This is a genomic window from Ruegeria sp. SAZD013, from assembly GCF_059612525.1.
The window spans coordinates 56,533-72,801 of record NZ_JBXWQT010000035.1; the positions used below are offsets into that span (position 1 = coordinate 56,533).

13 protein-coding genes are annotated in these 16,269 nt (G+C 58.8%); 10 read left to right on the plus strand and 3 right to left on the minus strand.

From position 1 onward, the window contains the following. Positions 1–33: 33 nt before the first annotated feature. Together panC and panB are read right to left on the minus strand one after the other, a co-directional pair. On the minus strand, positions 34–885 hold the full coding sequence (gene panC / locus AC2FLU_RS17255) for a pantoate--beta-alanine ligase (RefSeq protein WP_496808127.1): 852 nt from the start codon (positions 883–885) through the stop codon (positions 34–36). Further along, positions 882–1,721 (minus strand): 3-methyl-2-oxobutanoate hydroxymethyltransferase, encoded by an 840-nt coding sequence (gene panB, locus AC2FLU_RS17260; protein WP_496808128.1) that lies wholly within the window; start codon positions 1,719–1,721, stop codon positions 882–884. The genes panC and panB overlap by 4 nt, the downstream gene beginning before the upstream one ends. A gap of 168 nt (positions 1,722–1,889) precedes the next feature. On the opposite strand from panB, the gene AC2FLU_RS17265 reads away from it, so the two are divergent. The 6 genes from AC2FLU_RS17265 (at position 1,890) to AC2FLU_RS17290 (ending at position 9,796) form a co-directional block, all read left to right on the plus strand. Beyond that, a complete protein-coding gene (locus AC2FLU_RS17265) occupies positions 1,890–3,377 on the plus strand; it encodes an ABC transporter substrate-binding protein (RefSeq protein WP_480519595.1) in 1,488 nt (495 codons plus the stop codon). Between the two features lie 48 nt (positions 3,378–3,425). Then, positions 3,426–4,505 carry a ligand-gated ion channel gene (locus AC2FLU_RS17270; protein WP_496808129.1) on the plus strand — a complete coding sequence of 360 codons (1,080 nt, stop codon included), beginning with the start codon at positions 3,426–3,428 and terminating at the stop codon, positions 4,503–4,505. Positions 4,506–4,749: 244 nt separating this feature from the next. Next, positions 4,750–6,000, plus strand: a complete 1,251-nt coding sequence (locus AC2FLU_RS17275) for a sarcosine oxidase subunit beta family protein (protein WP_480519599.1) — start codon at positions 4,750–4,752, stop codon at positions 5,998–6,000. Positions 6,001–6,013: 13 nt separating this feature from the next. Next, entirely contained in the window at positions 6,014–6,301 is a 288-nt protein-coding gene (locus AC2FLU_RS17280) for a sarcosine oxidase subunit delta (RefSeq protein WP_480474536.1), read from the plus strand. Beyond that, positions 6,298–9,243 (plus strand): sarcosine oxidase subunit alpha family protein, encoded by a 2,946-nt coding sequence (locus tag AC2FLU_RS17285; protein WP_496808130.1) that lies wholly within the window; start codon positions 6,298–6,300, stop codon positions 9,241–9,243. Before AC2FLU_RS17280 ends, AC2FLU_RS17285 begins: the two co-directional genes overlap by 4 nt. After that, the gene (locus AC2FLU_RS17290; RefSeq protein ID WP_496714623.1) at positions 9,236–9,796 is read left to right on the plus strand and encodes a sarcosine oxidase subunit gamma; all 561 of its coding nucleotides are present in this window, start codon (positions 9,236–9,238) and stop codon (positions 9,794–9,796) included. Before AC2FLU_RS17285 ends, AC2FLU_RS17290 begins: the two co-directional genes overlap by 8 nt. An 8-nt stretch (positions 9,797–9,804) precedes the next feature. Here the strand turns inward: AC2FLU_RS17290 and AC2FLU_RS17295 are convergent, their stop codons facing one another. Further along, a complete protein-coding gene (locus tag AC2FLU_RS17295) occupies positions 9,805–10,809 on the minus strand; it encodes a GlxA family transcriptional regulator (RefSeq protein ID WP_496714624.1) in 1,005 nt (334 codons plus the stop codon). A gap of 263 nt (positions 10,810–11,072) precedes the next feature. Between AC2FLU_RS17295 and AC2FLU_RS17300 the strand changes: the two genes are divergently transcribed. From AC2FLU_RS17300 to AC2FLU_RS17315, 4 genes are read left to right on the plus strand one after another with little or no spacing between them, the layout of a single operon-like run. Further along, positions 11,073–12,020 carry an ABC transporter permease gene (locus AC2FLU_RS17300; RefSeq protein WP_480560124.1) on the plus strand — a complete coding sequence of 316 codons (948 nt, stop codon included), beginning with the start codon at positions 11,073–11,075 and terminating at the stop codon, positions 12,018–12,020. Beyond that, positions 12,017–12,832 (plus strand): ABC transporter permease, encoded by an 816-nt coding sequence (locus tag AC2FLU_RS17305; protein WP_480606098.1) that lies wholly within the window; start codon positions 12,017–12,019, stop codon positions 12,830–12,832. Before AC2FLU_RS17300 ends, AC2FLU_RS17305 begins: the two co-directional genes overlap by 4 nt. Then, entirely contained in the window at positions 12,829–14,427 is a 1,599-nt protein-coding gene (locus AC2FLU_RS17310; protein WP_496808131.1) for an ABC transporter ATP-binding protein, read from the plus strand. Before AC2FLU_RS17305 ends, AC2FLU_RS17310 begins: the two co-directional genes overlap by 4 nt. 32 nt (positions 14,428–14,459) lie before the next feature. Then, on the plus strand, positions 14,460–15,911 hold the full coding sequence (locus AC2FLU_RS17315) for an aldehyde dehydrogenase family protein (protein ID WP_496808132.1): 1,452 nt from the start codon (positions 14,460–14,462) through the stop codon (positions 15,909–15,911). Positions 15,912–16,269 lie beyond the last annotated feature (358 nt).

The following is a 16,269-nucleotide window of genomic DNA, read 5'->3' on the forward strand; positions in this document are numbered from 1 at the left end:
GCGCAAACAACGGCGCCGGGGCCAGAGCAGAAATCAGACCGGATCGACGGGAATATTGTCGATCAGGCGGACGCCATCGGCCCAGGCCGTGACGAACAAGCGCGCGGGTTTGCAGGCATTGGGCAGGCTTTCCAGCGTCTCGGCGCAGCGCAGATCGATATATTCCACCTCGTTAAAACCAGCGTCCAATAATGCGGCTTTTGCGTCTTGCGCCAGCACCGTGAATTCCTTGCCAGCGGCAAGCTTATCCGCCACCCGCCGCATGACCTCGTTCATGCGGGACGCGACCTTTACGCCCTCGGGCGACAACAGCAGATTGCGCGACGACATCGCCAACCCCGAAGGCTCGCGCACGGTTGGGCAGCCAACAACCTCGATGGGAATGTCCAGATCGCGGGCCATGCGGCGCACCACCAGCAGCTGCTGGTAGTCTTTTTCCCCGAAATAGGCTCGATCCGCCTGCGTTTGCAGGAACAGCTTGGCCACTACAGTTGCCACGCCTTCGAAATGGCCGGGGCGGAAAGGGCCTTCCATCATGTCGGTCAAACCGGCCACGGATACCGTGGTGGAAAAGCCGTCGGGATAGATTTCCTGAAGGTCCGGCACATAGATCGCATCCACGCCATAAGGGGCCAGCTTTTGCGCGTCTTCATGTTCCGTGCGGGGATAGTTCGCCAGATCTTCGGGGTTGTTGAACTGCTTGGGGTTCACAAAGATCGTCACGATCACCCGGTCACAGTTTTCCTTTGCGGCCTGCGCCAGCGACAAATGCCCTTCGTGCAGTGCGCCCATTGTCGGTACAACGCCGATAACGTCACCTGCGCGGTGCCATTCTGTCGTCTTGGTTCGCAGTTCCGCCAGCGAGCGCAGGATCGGCGCGGTCACGTCTTTGGTCCTTTCGCCGGAGCCTGATCAGCAAAGACATGTTCGTCCGCCGGAAATGTCCGCGCACGCACTTCGGCCGCGTATTCTGCGATGGCGGCTTCGGCCAACGGGCCAAGCTCGGCATAGCGTTTGACGAATTTGGGTTTGAAGGCGGTGAAAAAGCCGACCATGTCATCGACGACCAGAATCTGACCGTCACAACCGGCGGACGCTCCGATTCCGATGGTGGGGATGGCAACCTGTTCGGTGATCCTGTCGGCCAGACCTTGCGGCACTTTCTCAAGCACCACGGAAAACGCGCCAGCCTCGGTCACGGCGCGGGCGTCTGCCATGACGGTTTCGGCCTGCTCGTCACGCCCCTGCACCTTGTAGCCGCCCAGTGTGTTGATCGATTGCGGCGTCAGACCGATATGGGCCATCACCGGGATGCCGCGCCTGACCAGAAAGCGGATGGTTTCGGCCATCTCGACACCGCCTTCCAGCTTGACTGCCCCCGCACCTGTTTCCGCCATCAGCCGCGCCGCGTTGCGAAACGCTTGTGCCGGGCTTTCCTCATAGCTGCCAAACGGCATGTCGATAACCATCATCGCCGTGCTCAGCCCGCGTGCGACGGCCTGACCGTGCAGGATCATCATCTCCATCGTGACACCAAGGGTGGATTCCAGCCCGTGCAAAACCATCCCGACGCTGTCCCCCACAAGAACAAAGTCACAATGCGTGTCCATCAGGCGCGCCATAGGCGTCGTGTATGCGGTCAGCGAGACCAGAGGCACGCCGCCTTTTCGGGCTCGAATATCTTCGGCGTTCGGGGCCTTTTTGCGGGCGGTGGCGCTCATGGTTGGCTCCTGCAGGGCTTATGTTGCAGTGCGGCATAGCAGATCGGCCGGGGCCAAAGAAACCCCGGTTGCGCGAACATTCCCTTGATTGACCTCAGGTTTAAAGGAACACTGCCGATAAAACGGCCCGGAAAACATGGGCGCAGATTTTCAGTTGGGAGAGTTCACATGACAAAACACGTGCTTCGGACATTCGCGTCGACCGTGGCGATCGGCGCCAGCCTGTTGGCAACGCAGGTTTTGGCCAAATCCGACATCACCATCGCCATGCAGCTGGAACCCCCGCATCTAGATCCGACCAGCGCAGCAGCTCAGGCCATCGATTCGGTTGTCTACACCAACATTTTCGAAGGTCTGACCCGTTTCATGGGCGACGGTTCGGTCGTGCCCGGCCTTGCGGAAAGCTGGGAGATTTCCGAAGACGGCAAAACTTATACCTTCAAACTGCGCGATGGCGTGACCTTCCATGACGGCACGACCATGGATGCCGAGGATGTCAAATTCAGCCTTGACCGGGCCACGGCCGAGGACAGCGCCAACGCGCAGAAAGCATTGTTTGCAGGGATCGAAAGCGTCGAGGCCGTGGATCCGCTGACAGTCAGGATCACCCTGGCCGATCCGAACGGTAACTTCCTGTTCAATCTTGCCTGGGGTGACGCGGTGATCGTCGCGCCTGAAAGCATCGAGACCATCAAGACAAGCCCGGTTGGTACCGGCGCTTACACCTTTGGTGACTGGGTTCAGGGCGACAGCATAACACTGAACCGCAACCCCAATTATTGGGGCGATCAACCCGCTTTAGAGACTGCGACGTTCAAATTCATCTCAGACCCGACAGCCGCTTTTGCGGCCATGATGGCCGAAGATGTGGACGTGTTCGACAACTTCCCGGCACCGGAAAACCTGCCCCAGTTTGAAGCTGACCCGCGGTTTCAGGTTCTGGTTGGATCGACCGAGGGTGAAACGATCCTGTCCACCAACAACAAACAGCCGCCATTCAATGATATTCGTGTCCGGCAGGCGTTGGCCCATGCAATTGACCGGCAGGCCATAATCGACGGCGCCATGTTCGGATACGGCACCCCGATCGGGACACACTTCGCGCCACACAACCCCGCTTATGTCGATCTGACGGGCCAGTCTTCTTACGATCCCGAAAAGGCCAGGACTTTGCTGGCAGAGGCGGGATTTGAAAACGGGTTCGAGACAACTCTGCACTTGCCACCGCCATCTTATGCGCGCCGGGGCGGTGAAATTATCGCCGCACAGCTGGCCGAGGTCGGCATCACGGCTGAAATCATCAATGTGGAATGGGCCCAGTGGCTGGAATCGGTGTTCAAAGGCAAAGAGTTTGGCCTGACCATCGTCAGCCACACCGAACCGATGGATATCGGCATCTATGCGCGGCCCGACTATTACTTCCAGTATGACAGCATCGACTTTCAGACGCTGATGGAGACGCTGAATACCACCACCGACCCCGAGGCACGGACCCGTCTTCTGGGTGAGGCACAGCGCCTCATCTCGAACGATTATGTCAACGGGTACCTGTTCCAGCTGGCCAAGCTGGGCGTCGCCAAGGCAGGTGTTCAGGGCCTGTGGGAGAACGCTCCAACTGCGGCTATCGACCTGACTGCCATTTCCTGGTCGGAATGACACCAGTTGGCTGGGCCTGTTTGACGGGCCCAGCCTCACCATTGCGAAATGCGTTTCTTAACGATCATGAATAGCTTTGTTGCCGGAATCCTTCTTTTTCTTTTCGCGTCTGTCCTTCCCGGCGCAGGTTTTGCGCAGGGCTTGTTCCAAGGGCAGCAGGACACGCTTGTGGGAACCCCGGACAACCCGCTGCAAGTCGGGGTTGGTATCAAGATCGACCAGATTACCAGCGTCGATCAGCAATCGGAAAACTATGGTGCCGTGGTTGTTTTGCGGTTCGAATGGACAGACCCGGAGCTGGCGTTTGATGCGGAAAGCCTTGGTCGTGATTTTCGGGTTTTTGAACCGCCCGCTTTCGTGAAATACGCCGCTGAGCTGGATGTGGTAACCCCGGCTTTTGTTATCCACAACCAACAGTCCAATCGATGGATTCATGAATCCGCAGTTGCCGTGCGTCATGATGGTCACGTGACTTTTGTCGAAAAATCCTCGCTAACCTTGCAGGCTCCGCATTTCAACTTTCGCAAATATCCTTTCGATACACAGGAATTTCACTTCGAAGTCGTATCGGTGTTTCCTTCGCAGTTCGTTCATTATCACTCGCTTGATGAATACTCCGGTCTGGGTGACATGCTTGGCGAAGAAGAATGGAAACTCGGCAATGCCAGGGCTCTGACTTCAACGACGACCGGTTTGTCGGGCGACGAAAGCGACCGGGTCGAACTTGTCTTTGAAGGCACCCGGCACCTGACTTATTACACCATCCGCATATTCCTGCCGATGCTGGTGCTGATCACAGTGGGATGGGCGCTTTTCTTTCTGGATGAATACCGAAAACGGATCGAGATCGCAGGCGGCAACCTGTTGGTCTTTGTGGCCTTCAACTGGGCCATTTCCGCTGACTTACCCAAGCTTGGCTATCTGACGTTTCTGGATTTCATTCTGCAATGCATGTTCCTGATGACTGGAACGATTATCGTCTTCAGCGTGATGCTGCGCAAATTGAAGACCTCCGGTCGGGAAGAGACGGCCAAAAAGCTCGACAATTACGCGATCAAATGGATTTACCCGTTGGGGTATGCAGCCATCATCGGCTATGCCGTCTTTGCCTTTCTGATGACGTCTTAGGCGCTGAATCCTACATTCTATGTAGTTCTGAAATCGCGTATATATCCTTGGCTACCGGCTTTTCTGACCCTTGTCGGCGTTGCAGGGCAGGGTGGCGGACACCGCGCTGCCAGCGACAGCGAAAATCGCAAGATTAACCATGCCCTGCTGATTGCCGTGGTGTCTGATTCAACGCAACAGATGTCGGATTCAAGAGTATCCAAAACCCGTTTTTTCGCGAATTCTGAAAAAAAAGGTCCGATTCATGCGATACTCTGGTTTCAAGGTCATCAAAGAGGCTCTTACCGGGCACAAAGGATGGACACCGGCCTGGCGCGAGCCAGAGCCCAAGCCACATTACGACATCGTCGTCATCGGCGGTGGCGGTCATGGCCTTTCTACGGCGCATTACCTGTCCAAGGTATTTGGCCTCCGCAATGTGGCGGTGATTGAAAAAGGTTGGATTGGTGGCGGCAATGTCGGGCGCAATACAACCATCATCCGCTCCAATTACCTGCTGGACGGCAACGAACCTTTCTACGAGTTCTCGCTGAAACTGTGGGAAGGTCTTGAGCAGGACGTAAACTACAACGCGATGGTCAGCCAGCGCGGGATCATCAACCTGATCCACACAGACGCCCAGCGCGACGCCTTTACGCGACGTGGCAACGCCATGATCCTGAATGGCGCGGATGCCGAGTTGCTGGATGCCGAACAGGTGCGCAAGGAATACCCGTTCCTGAACTTCAACGATGCCCGGTTCCCGATCAAGGGCGGGCTTGCCCAGCGGCGCGGCGGCACGGTTCGGCACGACGCGGTGGCCTGGGGATATGCCCGGTCGGCAGACAGCCACGGTGTCGATATCATCCAAAACTGCGAAGTGACCGGTTTCCGTATCGAAAACGGAAAATGTCTGGGCGTTGAAACTTCGAAAGGGTTCATTGGCGCAGGCAAGGTTGGCTGTGCCGTGGCCGGGAATTCGGGACGTGTCATGGGCATGGCGGGTATGCGGCTGCCAATCGAAAGCCATGTCCTGCAAGCCTTCGTTTCAGAAGGTCTTAAGCCGGTTCTGCCCGGCGTGATCACCTTTGGCGCGGGACATTTCTATGTCAGCCAGTCCGATAAGGGCGGGCTGGTCTTTGGCGGCGATATCGACGGGTACAATTCGTACGCACAACGCGGCAACCTGCCGGTGGTCGAAGATGTCTGCGAGGGCGGCATGGCCCTGATGCCGATGATCGGTCGCGCGCGTCTTCTGCGGATGTGGGGCGGGATCATGGATATGTCCATGGATGGATCGCCCATCATCGACCGGACCGGCATCGATGGCCTCTATTTCAATGGCGGCTGGTGTTACGGCGGGTTCAAGGCAACTCCGGCGTCGGGGTATTGCTTTGCGCATCTGCTGGCAAAGGATGAACCGCACCCGACAGCCACCGCCTATCGGTTCGACCGGTTCCGCACGGGCCGCATGATCGACGAAAAAGGTATGGGCAACCAGCCCAACCTGCACTGAGGGGAGCAGCACCATGATCATCCATCATCCCTTGCTGGGCCCGCGCGACAGTTCCGAATTCGTCTATCTGGGAGACGCTTCGTTGATCAACAGGCCCGATTGGCTGGCCGAAGACGCGGCCGAAGCGTTTTATGACTACGCCTATCTGCGCGACAATCCAGCCGGCGAACACCGCGAGTTGTGGTTCCACGAGGGGGGCGACCGATCTTGGCTGGTTGTTACTCGCAACACCGCGACACATGAGATTTCCAAAGTGGAACTGGCCCGTGACGTGGCCCGGGCACAGGGGCGTTCCAAATGACTCAAGACAATAGGCTGAGTGGCGGTCAGATCGACCGCACCAAAACCCTGAATTTCAAATTCGATAATCGCAGTTACCATGCACATCCGGGCGATACGCTGGCCTCGGCCCTTCTGGCCAATGGCGTGCGCCTGATGGGCCGGTCGTTCAAGTACCACCGCCCGCGTGGCGTGCTGACTGCCGGTTCGGAAGAACCCAACTCCATTGTCGAGCTGCGCACGGGCAGCCGTCAGGAACCCAACACTCGTGCCACGACCGTTGAGATGTTCGAGGGGCTTGAGGCCCATTCCCAAAACCGATGGCCCAGCCTGAGATTTGACGCTCTGGCAATCAACGACAGGTTTTCGACCTTTCTGACGGCGGGGTTCTACTACAAAACCTTCATGTGGCCTGCCGCGTTCTGGGAAAAGCTGTACGAGCCGATGATCCGTCGCGCCGCAGGTCTTGGGTCATTGTCGATGCAGGAAGACCCCGATGAGTATGACAAGGGGTTTCGACATTGCGATCTGCTGATTATCGGCGCGGGTCCAGCCGGGCTGATGGCGGCACTGACGGCGGGCCGGGCCGGTTCCGAGATCATTCTTGCGGATGAGGATTTCGCACTTGGCGGGCGGCTCAACAGCGAATCCTTTTGGCTGAACGACAGCGATGCGACCGATTGGGTTAAACAGAGTGTCGCTGAACTTTCTGCAATGCCAAACGTTCGCATGATGTCGCGCACGACCGTGATCGGTGCCTTTGATCACGGCATTTATGGCGCAGTTGAGCGGACGGGCGATCATCTTGCTTCTCTGCCTTCCGGTAAACCGCGGCAGATCCTCTGGCGCATCTACGCCAAACGCGCCTTGTTATGCGCTGGCGCGACCGAGCGGCCCATCGCGTTTGAAAACAACGACAGGCCCGGCATCATGCTGGCAAGTGCGTTGCGCAGCTATGCAAATCGGTTTGCAACCACGGCGGCGCAACGTGTCGCCATATTTACGAACAACGATGACGGCCACCGCACCGCTGCGGACCTGCACGCAAAGGGTGTCAGGATTACTGCTGTCGTCGACGTCCGTGACGACGCCCCGACCAGCCATGACTATGAAGTTCTGCGCGGCGCGCAGGTTAGGGACACCAAAGGCCGACTGGGGCTGACCTTTGTCGAGGTCGAGCTGGCAGACGGGTCGTCGCGCACGCTGGACTGCGGCGCGCTTGGCGTCTCGGGTGGCTGGAACCCCAACGTGCATTTGACCTGCCATCAACGGGGGCGTCCCGCGTGGAACGAAGATCTGGCGGCTTTCGTGCCCGGCGCGGACTTGCCGCCTGGGCTGTCCGTCGCAGGGGCGGCGAATGGTGTGATGTCCACCCATGGCGCCCTGCAATCCGGGGCAGAAGGCGCGGCGCAGGCGCTGGGCCTGAAAGGTCCGCTGCCCGATCTGCCTAAGGCCGAGGATACCCCGATCTCGCAGACACCGTTCTGGTATGTTCAGGGTTGCAGCCGCGCGTGGCTGGATCAGCAGAATGACGTGACCGTCAAGGATGTGAAGCTCAGCCATCAGGAAGGGTTCCGCTCGGTCGAGCATTTGAAACGCTATACCACGTTGGGCATGGCCACCGATCAGGGCAAGACATCGAACATGGGCGGGCTTGCGATCATGGCCGAGCTTGCGGGTAAGTCCATTCCGGAAACCGGCACAACGATCTTCCGCCCGCCCTATACGCCCGTTCCGATTGCAACCTTTGCTGGCCGGGTGAAAGGCAAGGAGTTTCATCCAACCCGCCTGACCCCGTCACATTACTGGGCCAAGGAACGCGGCGCGGTGTTTGTCGAGGTCGGCAATTGGCTGCGTGCACAGTGGTTCCCGCTGCCCGGTGAAACCCATTGGCGGGAATCCGTGGACCGTGAAGTGCGCCAGACCCGCGCCTCGGTCGGGGTGTGCGACTGCACCACGCTTGGAAAGATTGATGTTCAGGGTGCGGATGCGGCGGATTTCCTGAATAGGCTATATTGCAACGGATTTGCCAAACTGACCGTCGGCAAAACTCGCTATGGGCTGATGTTGCGCGAGGATGGAATTGCGATGGATGACGGTACCGCCGCGCGTCTGGCCGAGGATCATTTCGTGGTCACCACCACAACCGCCAATGCGGTCAAGGTCTACCAGCATATGGAATTTGTCCGGCAATGCCTGTTCCCGGACATGGATGTACAACTGATCTCGACCACCGAAGCCTGGGCACAATATGCGGTAGCCGGGCCCAATTCGCGCAAACTTCTACAAAAGATCGTGGATCCCGAGTTCGACATCTCGAATGAAGGCTTCCCGTTCATGGCTTGCGGCAACATCACCGTATGCGGCGGGTTGCGCGCGCGGTTGTTCCGTATTTCCTTCTCGGGCGAATTGGCCTTTGAAATCGCGGTGCCATCGCGATACGGCGACGCGCTGATGCGGCGTTTGATGCAGGAAGGTGAAGAGTTCGATGTCGTACCCTACGGCACCGAAGCGCTGGGCGTCATGCGGATCGAAAAGGGTCACGCCGCAGGCAACGAGTTGAACGGAACCACCACCGCCCTGAACCTTGGAATGGGTCGGATGGTCTCCAAGAAGAAAGACAGCATCGGCTCAGTCCTGTCCGAGCGTGAAGGGCTGAACGAACCAGATGCTTTGATGATGGTTGGCATCAAGCCTGTGAACGCTGGCGACAAGGTAACCGCCGGAGGGCATCTGATGAATGCCACGGGTCCCGTGGATGCTGCCCATGATCAGGGCTATGTCACATCGGCAGCATATTCGCCGTCGCTGGACAGCCATATCGGCCTTGGCTTTTTGAAAAACGGCATCACACGTCAGGGCGAAAAGATGCGCCTTGTGTCGCCAGTGACCGATCTCACGGTCGAGGTTGAAATCGTCTCGGCCCATTTCGTCGACCCCGAGGGAGAACGGCTCCGTGCATGATCTTGAAGCAATAACCGCGCTGGGTGAAACCGAACCCAAGATCGACAGGGTCGGAAGCGTGACCTGTACCGAAACTCCGGGTGTGGCGCTGGCCTCGGTCGCCGCTCGGCTGGGTCGGGAAAACAAGACCCGAAACGTCGTATCCCAATTGATCGGAGTGGAAACGCCTGGCGTTGGTAAGTTTACCGGCGGGCCGATCGTAGCCTTCTGGACCGGGCCTGATCAATGGATGATAGAAGCGCCCTTTGTGACGCATGAAGATCTGGCGCATCTGGTGAAAGAAAGCACTGGGGATAACGCATCGGTTTCCGAACAGACAGACGCATGGGTCAGGTTTGATCTGGACGGAGAGGGCGTGTTGGCAGTGCTGGAATTGCTAAGCAGTCTGGATTGCCGAAAAATGGCGGTCGGTGCCGCATCCCGCACGTCAATCCATCACCTGGGATGTTTCGTCCTGTGCCGTGCTTCTGGTTCGTTCAGTGTCTACGGGCCAAGATCGTCTGCCGGGTCACTGCATCATGCGATTGTGGCCGCAATGAAATCGGCGCTTTGAAGGCAAGGTCAGCTTGAGGGCAGCGGGGCGTTGTCTTCGACCCGAAACCGGTTGATCCGTCGCCGGTCCTCGCTGGGGCTTAAACCAAAGGCGGACCGATAGTGTGTCACCAAAGGCGTGACCGAGCTGTATCCGATGGCCGCAGCGATGTCGGCAATAGGGTCCTTGGTATAGACAACCATCTGACGGGCCGCCTTCATCCGCATGGACCGGAAATAATGGCTGGGGCTTTGCCCCGTGGCCTGTTTGAAGGCGCGCTCGATCTGGCGGGAGGTGACGCCCGTTTGATCCGCTATGTCCGCGATCGAGATCGGATTGCCGATACGGCTTGCGAACAGGTCGACACATCGCGCCACAAGCGGCGGCAGCTTTTCACCCGTGGCAGGTTTGCTTGCACTGGGCACCTGTTGCTGAACACCCTCCCCTCTCATCATCGGATGCTGGAACCAGCAGGCCACCTCATGTGCGACTTCGCCGCCCAACCGGTCCTGAATCAGATGCAGGGCCAGATCAAACGCGGCCGCCGCGCCGGCCGCAGTATACCGCGTGGCATCCGACACGATCACTTCGCGCCGCGCATCTATCTGGGGAAACTCGGCCAGAAATGCAGCCTCGTAACACCAGTGCACCGATACCGGATGGCCGGTCATGACCCCCGAGCGCACGAGCGGGAAAACGCCGCCGCTGATACCGCCCAGAATTGTCCCGTGTCGTGACAAGGCCCGCAACGCACCATTCCCCTGGGTCGGGTTTCTGAAGTCCGAGGTCGGACTGCTGAGCAGGAACAGAATATCAATCGGCTGGCAGTCTGAGAGGTTGCGTTCAGCCTCAAAACGCACATGAGCGCTGGAGCTGACCTTTCCCCCGTTTTCCGCCACAAGAGACCAGCGAAATGCCTCTTGCCCGGCGATCTCATTTGCAGCGCGCAGCGGTTCGATGACCGAGGTCAGGCAAGCCATCGGAAAGCCATCGAACAGCAGAAACCCGATCTCAATTCTATTTTCTGTCAGCATGAGCGCTACACTATCAGTAAATCCTGGTTCGGCCCGGATTGCTCCTTGGCCGCTCTGGCCTGCGGAAACGGTTCGAACAAGTGTAGCAAAACACGGAACGTGCGAAATCGAAAAAACACGCAACAAACATGGCGAAAATCGGGGTCAGGGGCCTCATTCGGATTGACAGGCTGAAAGGGACAAAGGTTGCGCAGCGCCATTTGCCGGTCTGGCGATGCCGTAGATGCTGGACCCGTGACGGCTGAGACCCTAACGTGGCCTCAATGCTTCGCTATACCCTTAAACGACTGATCTCATTGCTTGCCAGCCTTGCTATCGCCTCGGTGGTTATCTTTGCCGTGATCGAGGTCGCGCCGGGGGACCCGGCCTCGTTCATGCTGGGTGTCAACGCGCAGGAGGATACGTTGGCCGCGCTGCGGGCTGAACTGGGTCTGGATGGATCAAGGGTACAGCGGTATTTCAACTGGGTCGGGGGGATGGTGGCCGGGGATTTCGGCACCTCGTACACCTACCGCACACCGGTGTCGCAGATGATTGCGGACCGGCTGTGGGTATCGTTGCCTTTGGCGCTATATGCGCTCACGCTGTCCACACTGATCGCCTTTCCCGCCGGGATCTATGCCGCCGCACGTCGGGGCAAGCCCGGGGATCTGGCGGTGATGGGGGCGACACAGCTTGGTATCGCGGTGCCGAATTTCTGGTTCGCGATGATGCTGGTGCTGATCTTTGCCATAAACCTACGCTGGTTCAATGCCGGTGGGTTTGTTGGCTGGGGCGAGGGCCTTTGGGCAGGGCTGCGTTCGCTGACTTTGCCCGCCATTGCGTTAGCCCTTCCTCAGGCCGCGATCCTGGCCCGCGTCATGCGATCCGCGCTGCTGGATATTCTGGGCGAGGATTTTATGCGCACCGCGCGGGCTAAGGGATTGTCGCGTCGTCAGGCTCTGTGGCGGCATGGGGTGCGAAACGCGCTGATCCCCGTGCTGACGATCATCGGCTTGCAGTTTTCCTTCCTGCTGGCCGGGTCGATCATCATCGAACAGGTGTTCTACCTGCCGGGCCTCGGGCGGTTGGTGTTTCAGGCCATTTCGGCCCGCGATCTGATCGTGGTTGAATCGGTGGTGATGCTGCTGGTCTTTGCGGTGATCACCGTGAATTTTCTGGTGGATCTGGCCTATGCAGCCGTTGACCCAAGGCTAAGGAGCCGGTCATGAGCCGCAACCTGATTCTGGGCGCGGCGCTGTCGTCGCTGGTGGTGCTGGCGGCGCTGGCCTCGTTTGTCTGGACACCCTACGACTATGCCGCGCTGGATATCCCCAACAAACTTCAGACGCCCGATGCACGGCACTGGTTCGGGACGGATCACTTCGGCCGCGACATGCTCTCGATGATCATGGTCGGTGCACGCACGTCGATTGCGGTGGCTCTGGTGGCTGTGGGGATCGGCATGGCGCTGGGCGTACCCCTTGGCCTGACAGCCGCCGCGCGCAAAGGATCGTGGTTGGATGAGGTGATCATGCGTGGCAACGATCTGGTCTTTGCCTTTCCCTCGCTGGTCATCGCCATCCTGATCACGGCTGTGTTCGGTGCCGGTGCCATCAACGCGATCATTGCGATCGGTATTTTCAACATCCCCGTCTTCGCCCGCATCACCCGCGGGGCCGCATTGTCGCTGTGGGAGCGCGAGTTCATACTTGCCGCCCGTGTGTCGGGCAAAGGCGCAGCACGGATTTCAGCCGAACATATCCTGCCCAATGTTGCCAACCTGCTGATCGTTCAGGGTACCATCCAATTTTCATTGGGCATACTGGCCGAGGCGGGTCTGTCCTATGTCGGTTTGGGTGCGCAGCCGCCGACACCCAGTTGGGGCCGTATGCTTGCGGACGCGCAGACAATGGTCAGTTTTGCTCCGCATTTGGCTCTGATTCCGGGCATGGCCATCATTGTCACCGTGCTGGGTTTGAACCTGCTGGGTGATGGTCTGCGCGACTGGTTGGATCCAAGGATCAGGGTGGCGCGGGCATGACGTTGCTGCAAGTCGAAAACCTGTCCCTGTCGATCCACGGGGTGCCGATCCTGAAACGGGTGAACCTGTCTATCGATCCAGGCCAGATCGTGGCGGTGACAGGTGAAAGTGGTTCGGGCAAATCCATGACAGCACTGGCTGTGATGCAGCTTCTGCCAAACGGGGCAACGGCAGACGGCGCGATCCGACTGGACGGCACTGACCTGCTGACCCAATCCGAGGCCGAGATGTGCGCCTTGCGTGGCGCGTCTATCGGGATGGTGTTTCAGGAACCGATGACGGCACTCAACCCGGTGAAAACCATCGGCGATCAGGTGATGGAGACCATCCTGATCCACAAGGCAATGCCTCCTGCTCAGGCTCGGACCCGTGCCACAGAGGTTTTGACCCGGGTTGGCCTGCCGCCCGACAGGTTCCCTCTGTCGCGGTATCCGCATGAGCTGTCGGGCGGGCAGCGTCAGCGTGTGGTCATTGCAATGGCCATCGCATTGCGCCCTAGGCTTTTGATCGCGGATGAGCCGACGACGGCACTGGATGTCACAACGCAGGCGCAAATCCTTGATCTGCTGAAAGGGCTGGTTCGCGAATATGATATGGGCTTGCTGATGATCACCCATGATCTGGCTGTGGTCTCGGACATGGCCGATCAGATTGTCATCATGCGTCACGGCGAGGTCGTCGAAAGTGGCGCGACCCGAAACCTGTTTCGAGATATGCAGCACCCCTATACCCGCATGTTGTTCGAAGCTTCGGGTCATCAGGTCACACTGCCTGAACCTACACAGCAACGCCCGCTTCTGGAGGTTTCGCAGGTCGTCCGGGATTACCGCCTTCCCCGCAAAGGTCTGCTGGAACCGCCGCGTCACCACCGCGCGGTGGATGGTGTCAGCTTTACCCTCAACCGAGGGGAGCGTTTAGGGCTGGTGGGCGAGTCCGGTTGCGGAAAATCGACCCTAACACGGGCTATTTTAGGGTTGGAAGAGATCCAATCCGGTCAGATTATGCTGGATGGTCAGCCGGTTTTCACCGGCCACAGGCCCAACATTGCGGTACGTCGCAAGATGCAGGTCGTGTTTCAGGACCCCTATGGCAGCTTCAATCCCCGCCACCGTGTCGCGCGCCTGATTACTGAACCTTTTCACCTGTTGGAGACGCCACCAAAGGGGTCCGAACGCCAGGACCGGATTGCAGAGATGCTGACGGCAGTGGGCCTTGGCCCTGATGATGCGGGCAAATACATTCACGAGTTTTCGGGCGGGCAACGCCAGCGGATCGCCATCGCCCGCGCTCTGATCATTCGGCCGGAACTGATCCTGTTCGATGAGGCGGTTTCAGCGCTCGACGTATCGGTGCGCGCTCAAATCCTCGATCTGCTTGCCGAACTCTGCGAGGCATATGATCTGACTTACCTGTTCATCAGCCACGATCTGAGCGTGGTGCGCACCATCACCGATCATGTTCTGGTGATGCAATCTGGGCGAATTGTCGAACAAGGCAAGACCGAACAGGTATTCTCGGACCCGCAGCATTCCTACACGCAAACCCTGATCGCCGCCGCGCCCCAATTGCCTGAAATCGGGAAGTTATCGGCGTAAAACCCTTTATTAGAGCCTGAACGGAGGCCAAAATGACCCAACCACTCTGGTTTGATCCCACCCTGTGCCTGATTGGTGGAAACTGGATACCTGCGACATCAGGCGACTCATTGGCTTTGACCAACCCGTCAGACGGGATCGAGATATGCAGGATTGCACGCGGCTCGGGCGTGGATATTGACGCGGCGGTCGCCGCCGCCAGATCTGCGTTAAAGGGCGACTGGGGGCGCAAGGCGGCCTTGGAGCGTGGTCGCATCCTGACCCGGCTGGGACAATTGGTGTTGGAGCGCGTGGACGATCTGGCGCGGCTTGAGGCGATGGATGTGGGTAAGCCCCTGACGCAGGCTCGCGCCGATGCCATTGCGCTGGCGCGCTATTGTGAATTCTACGGCGGTGCAGCGGATAAGGTGATGGGTGAGACCATCCCCTATCTCGATGGCTATACCGTCTATACCCTGCGCGAACCCCATGGGGTGACGGGCCACATCGTGCCGTGGAACTATCCGATGCAGATTATCGGGCGTTCGGTCGGGGCGGCGTTGGCCATGGGCAACGCCTGTGTTCTGAAACCGGCAGAGGAGGCCTGCCTGACCGCGCTGGCCTTTGCCCATCTCGCACAGCAAGCGGGTCTGCCAGCAGGTGCACTGAATGTTGTGCCCGGTCTGGGGGCCGAGGCCGGAGCCGCACTGTCCGGGCATCCGGGGGTCAACCATATCTCGTTCACTGGTTCGGTCGCCACGGGGGGCCTGGTGCAACAGGCTGCGGGGCGAAACGTTGTGCCTGTGACGCTGGAGCTGGGCGGAAAATCCCCGCAGTTGGTGTTTGACGATGCCGATCTGGATGCCGCTCTGCCATTTCTGGTGAATGCGGGCATTCAAAACGCGGGGCAGACCTGCTCGGCCTCCTCCCGCATTCTGGTACAGCGCGGTGTCTATGATCAGGTCAAATCCCGCATGACCGCGGCCTATGAACAGCTTAGCGTTGGGCCCGCGATGCAGGATCTTCGCGTTGGGCCGCTGATTTCCGAGCGGCAAAAGCATATCGTAAACAGCTTTCTGGACAAATGCGCCGATCTGACCATTGCGGCAGAAGGGACGATCACACAGGATGCGCCAGAAACCGGGGCATATGTCCGGCCCACCTTGTTCGCTGATGTGCCACCGGATCACCCGCTCGCCCGCGATGAAATCTTCGGCCCGGTCCAGGTTCTGATCCCCTTTGACACCGAGGAACAGGCTCTAATCATTGCCAACAGCACAGACTACGGCCTTGTCGCCAGCGTCTGGACACGCGACGGTGCGCGGCAGATGCGGTTGGCGAAAGGGCTGCACGCGGGTCAAGTCTTCCTCAACAACTATGGGGCAGGTGGCGGCGTTGAACTGCCTTTTGGCGGCGTGGGCAAATCCGGCCACGGCCGCGAGAAAGGCTTTGAGGCGCTTTATGGCTTTTCACAACTCAAGACAGTGGCCGCCTATCACGGGTAACAAGCGCCCGACCTGTCAGATCATCGTTTCTTTGGCGCATGCGCGCCCCAGATTTGTTGATGAATTCGCAAGGTGTGGAACCGCTGAAGGTGGCGAGACTACGCGTAAGTTTGTAACCCGCGGTGAAATCACCAAAGCGCGGGTGACTCAGCACGAGGACAGCAATTTTGAGAAACGGTTTCGCACGGTCTGAAGGCATAGGAGATGAATCCGTAAACGGAACTCCTACCAACGAGGTACCCCCACCCCCAACACTGGATGGATCTGGTTCGCTCTGAGCATTCCAAGGAGGATTGCGCAGCCCCAACCGACACCGGAGAAAGCGGTAAGCAAAGTGATACTGGCCCGTCGCATCGGT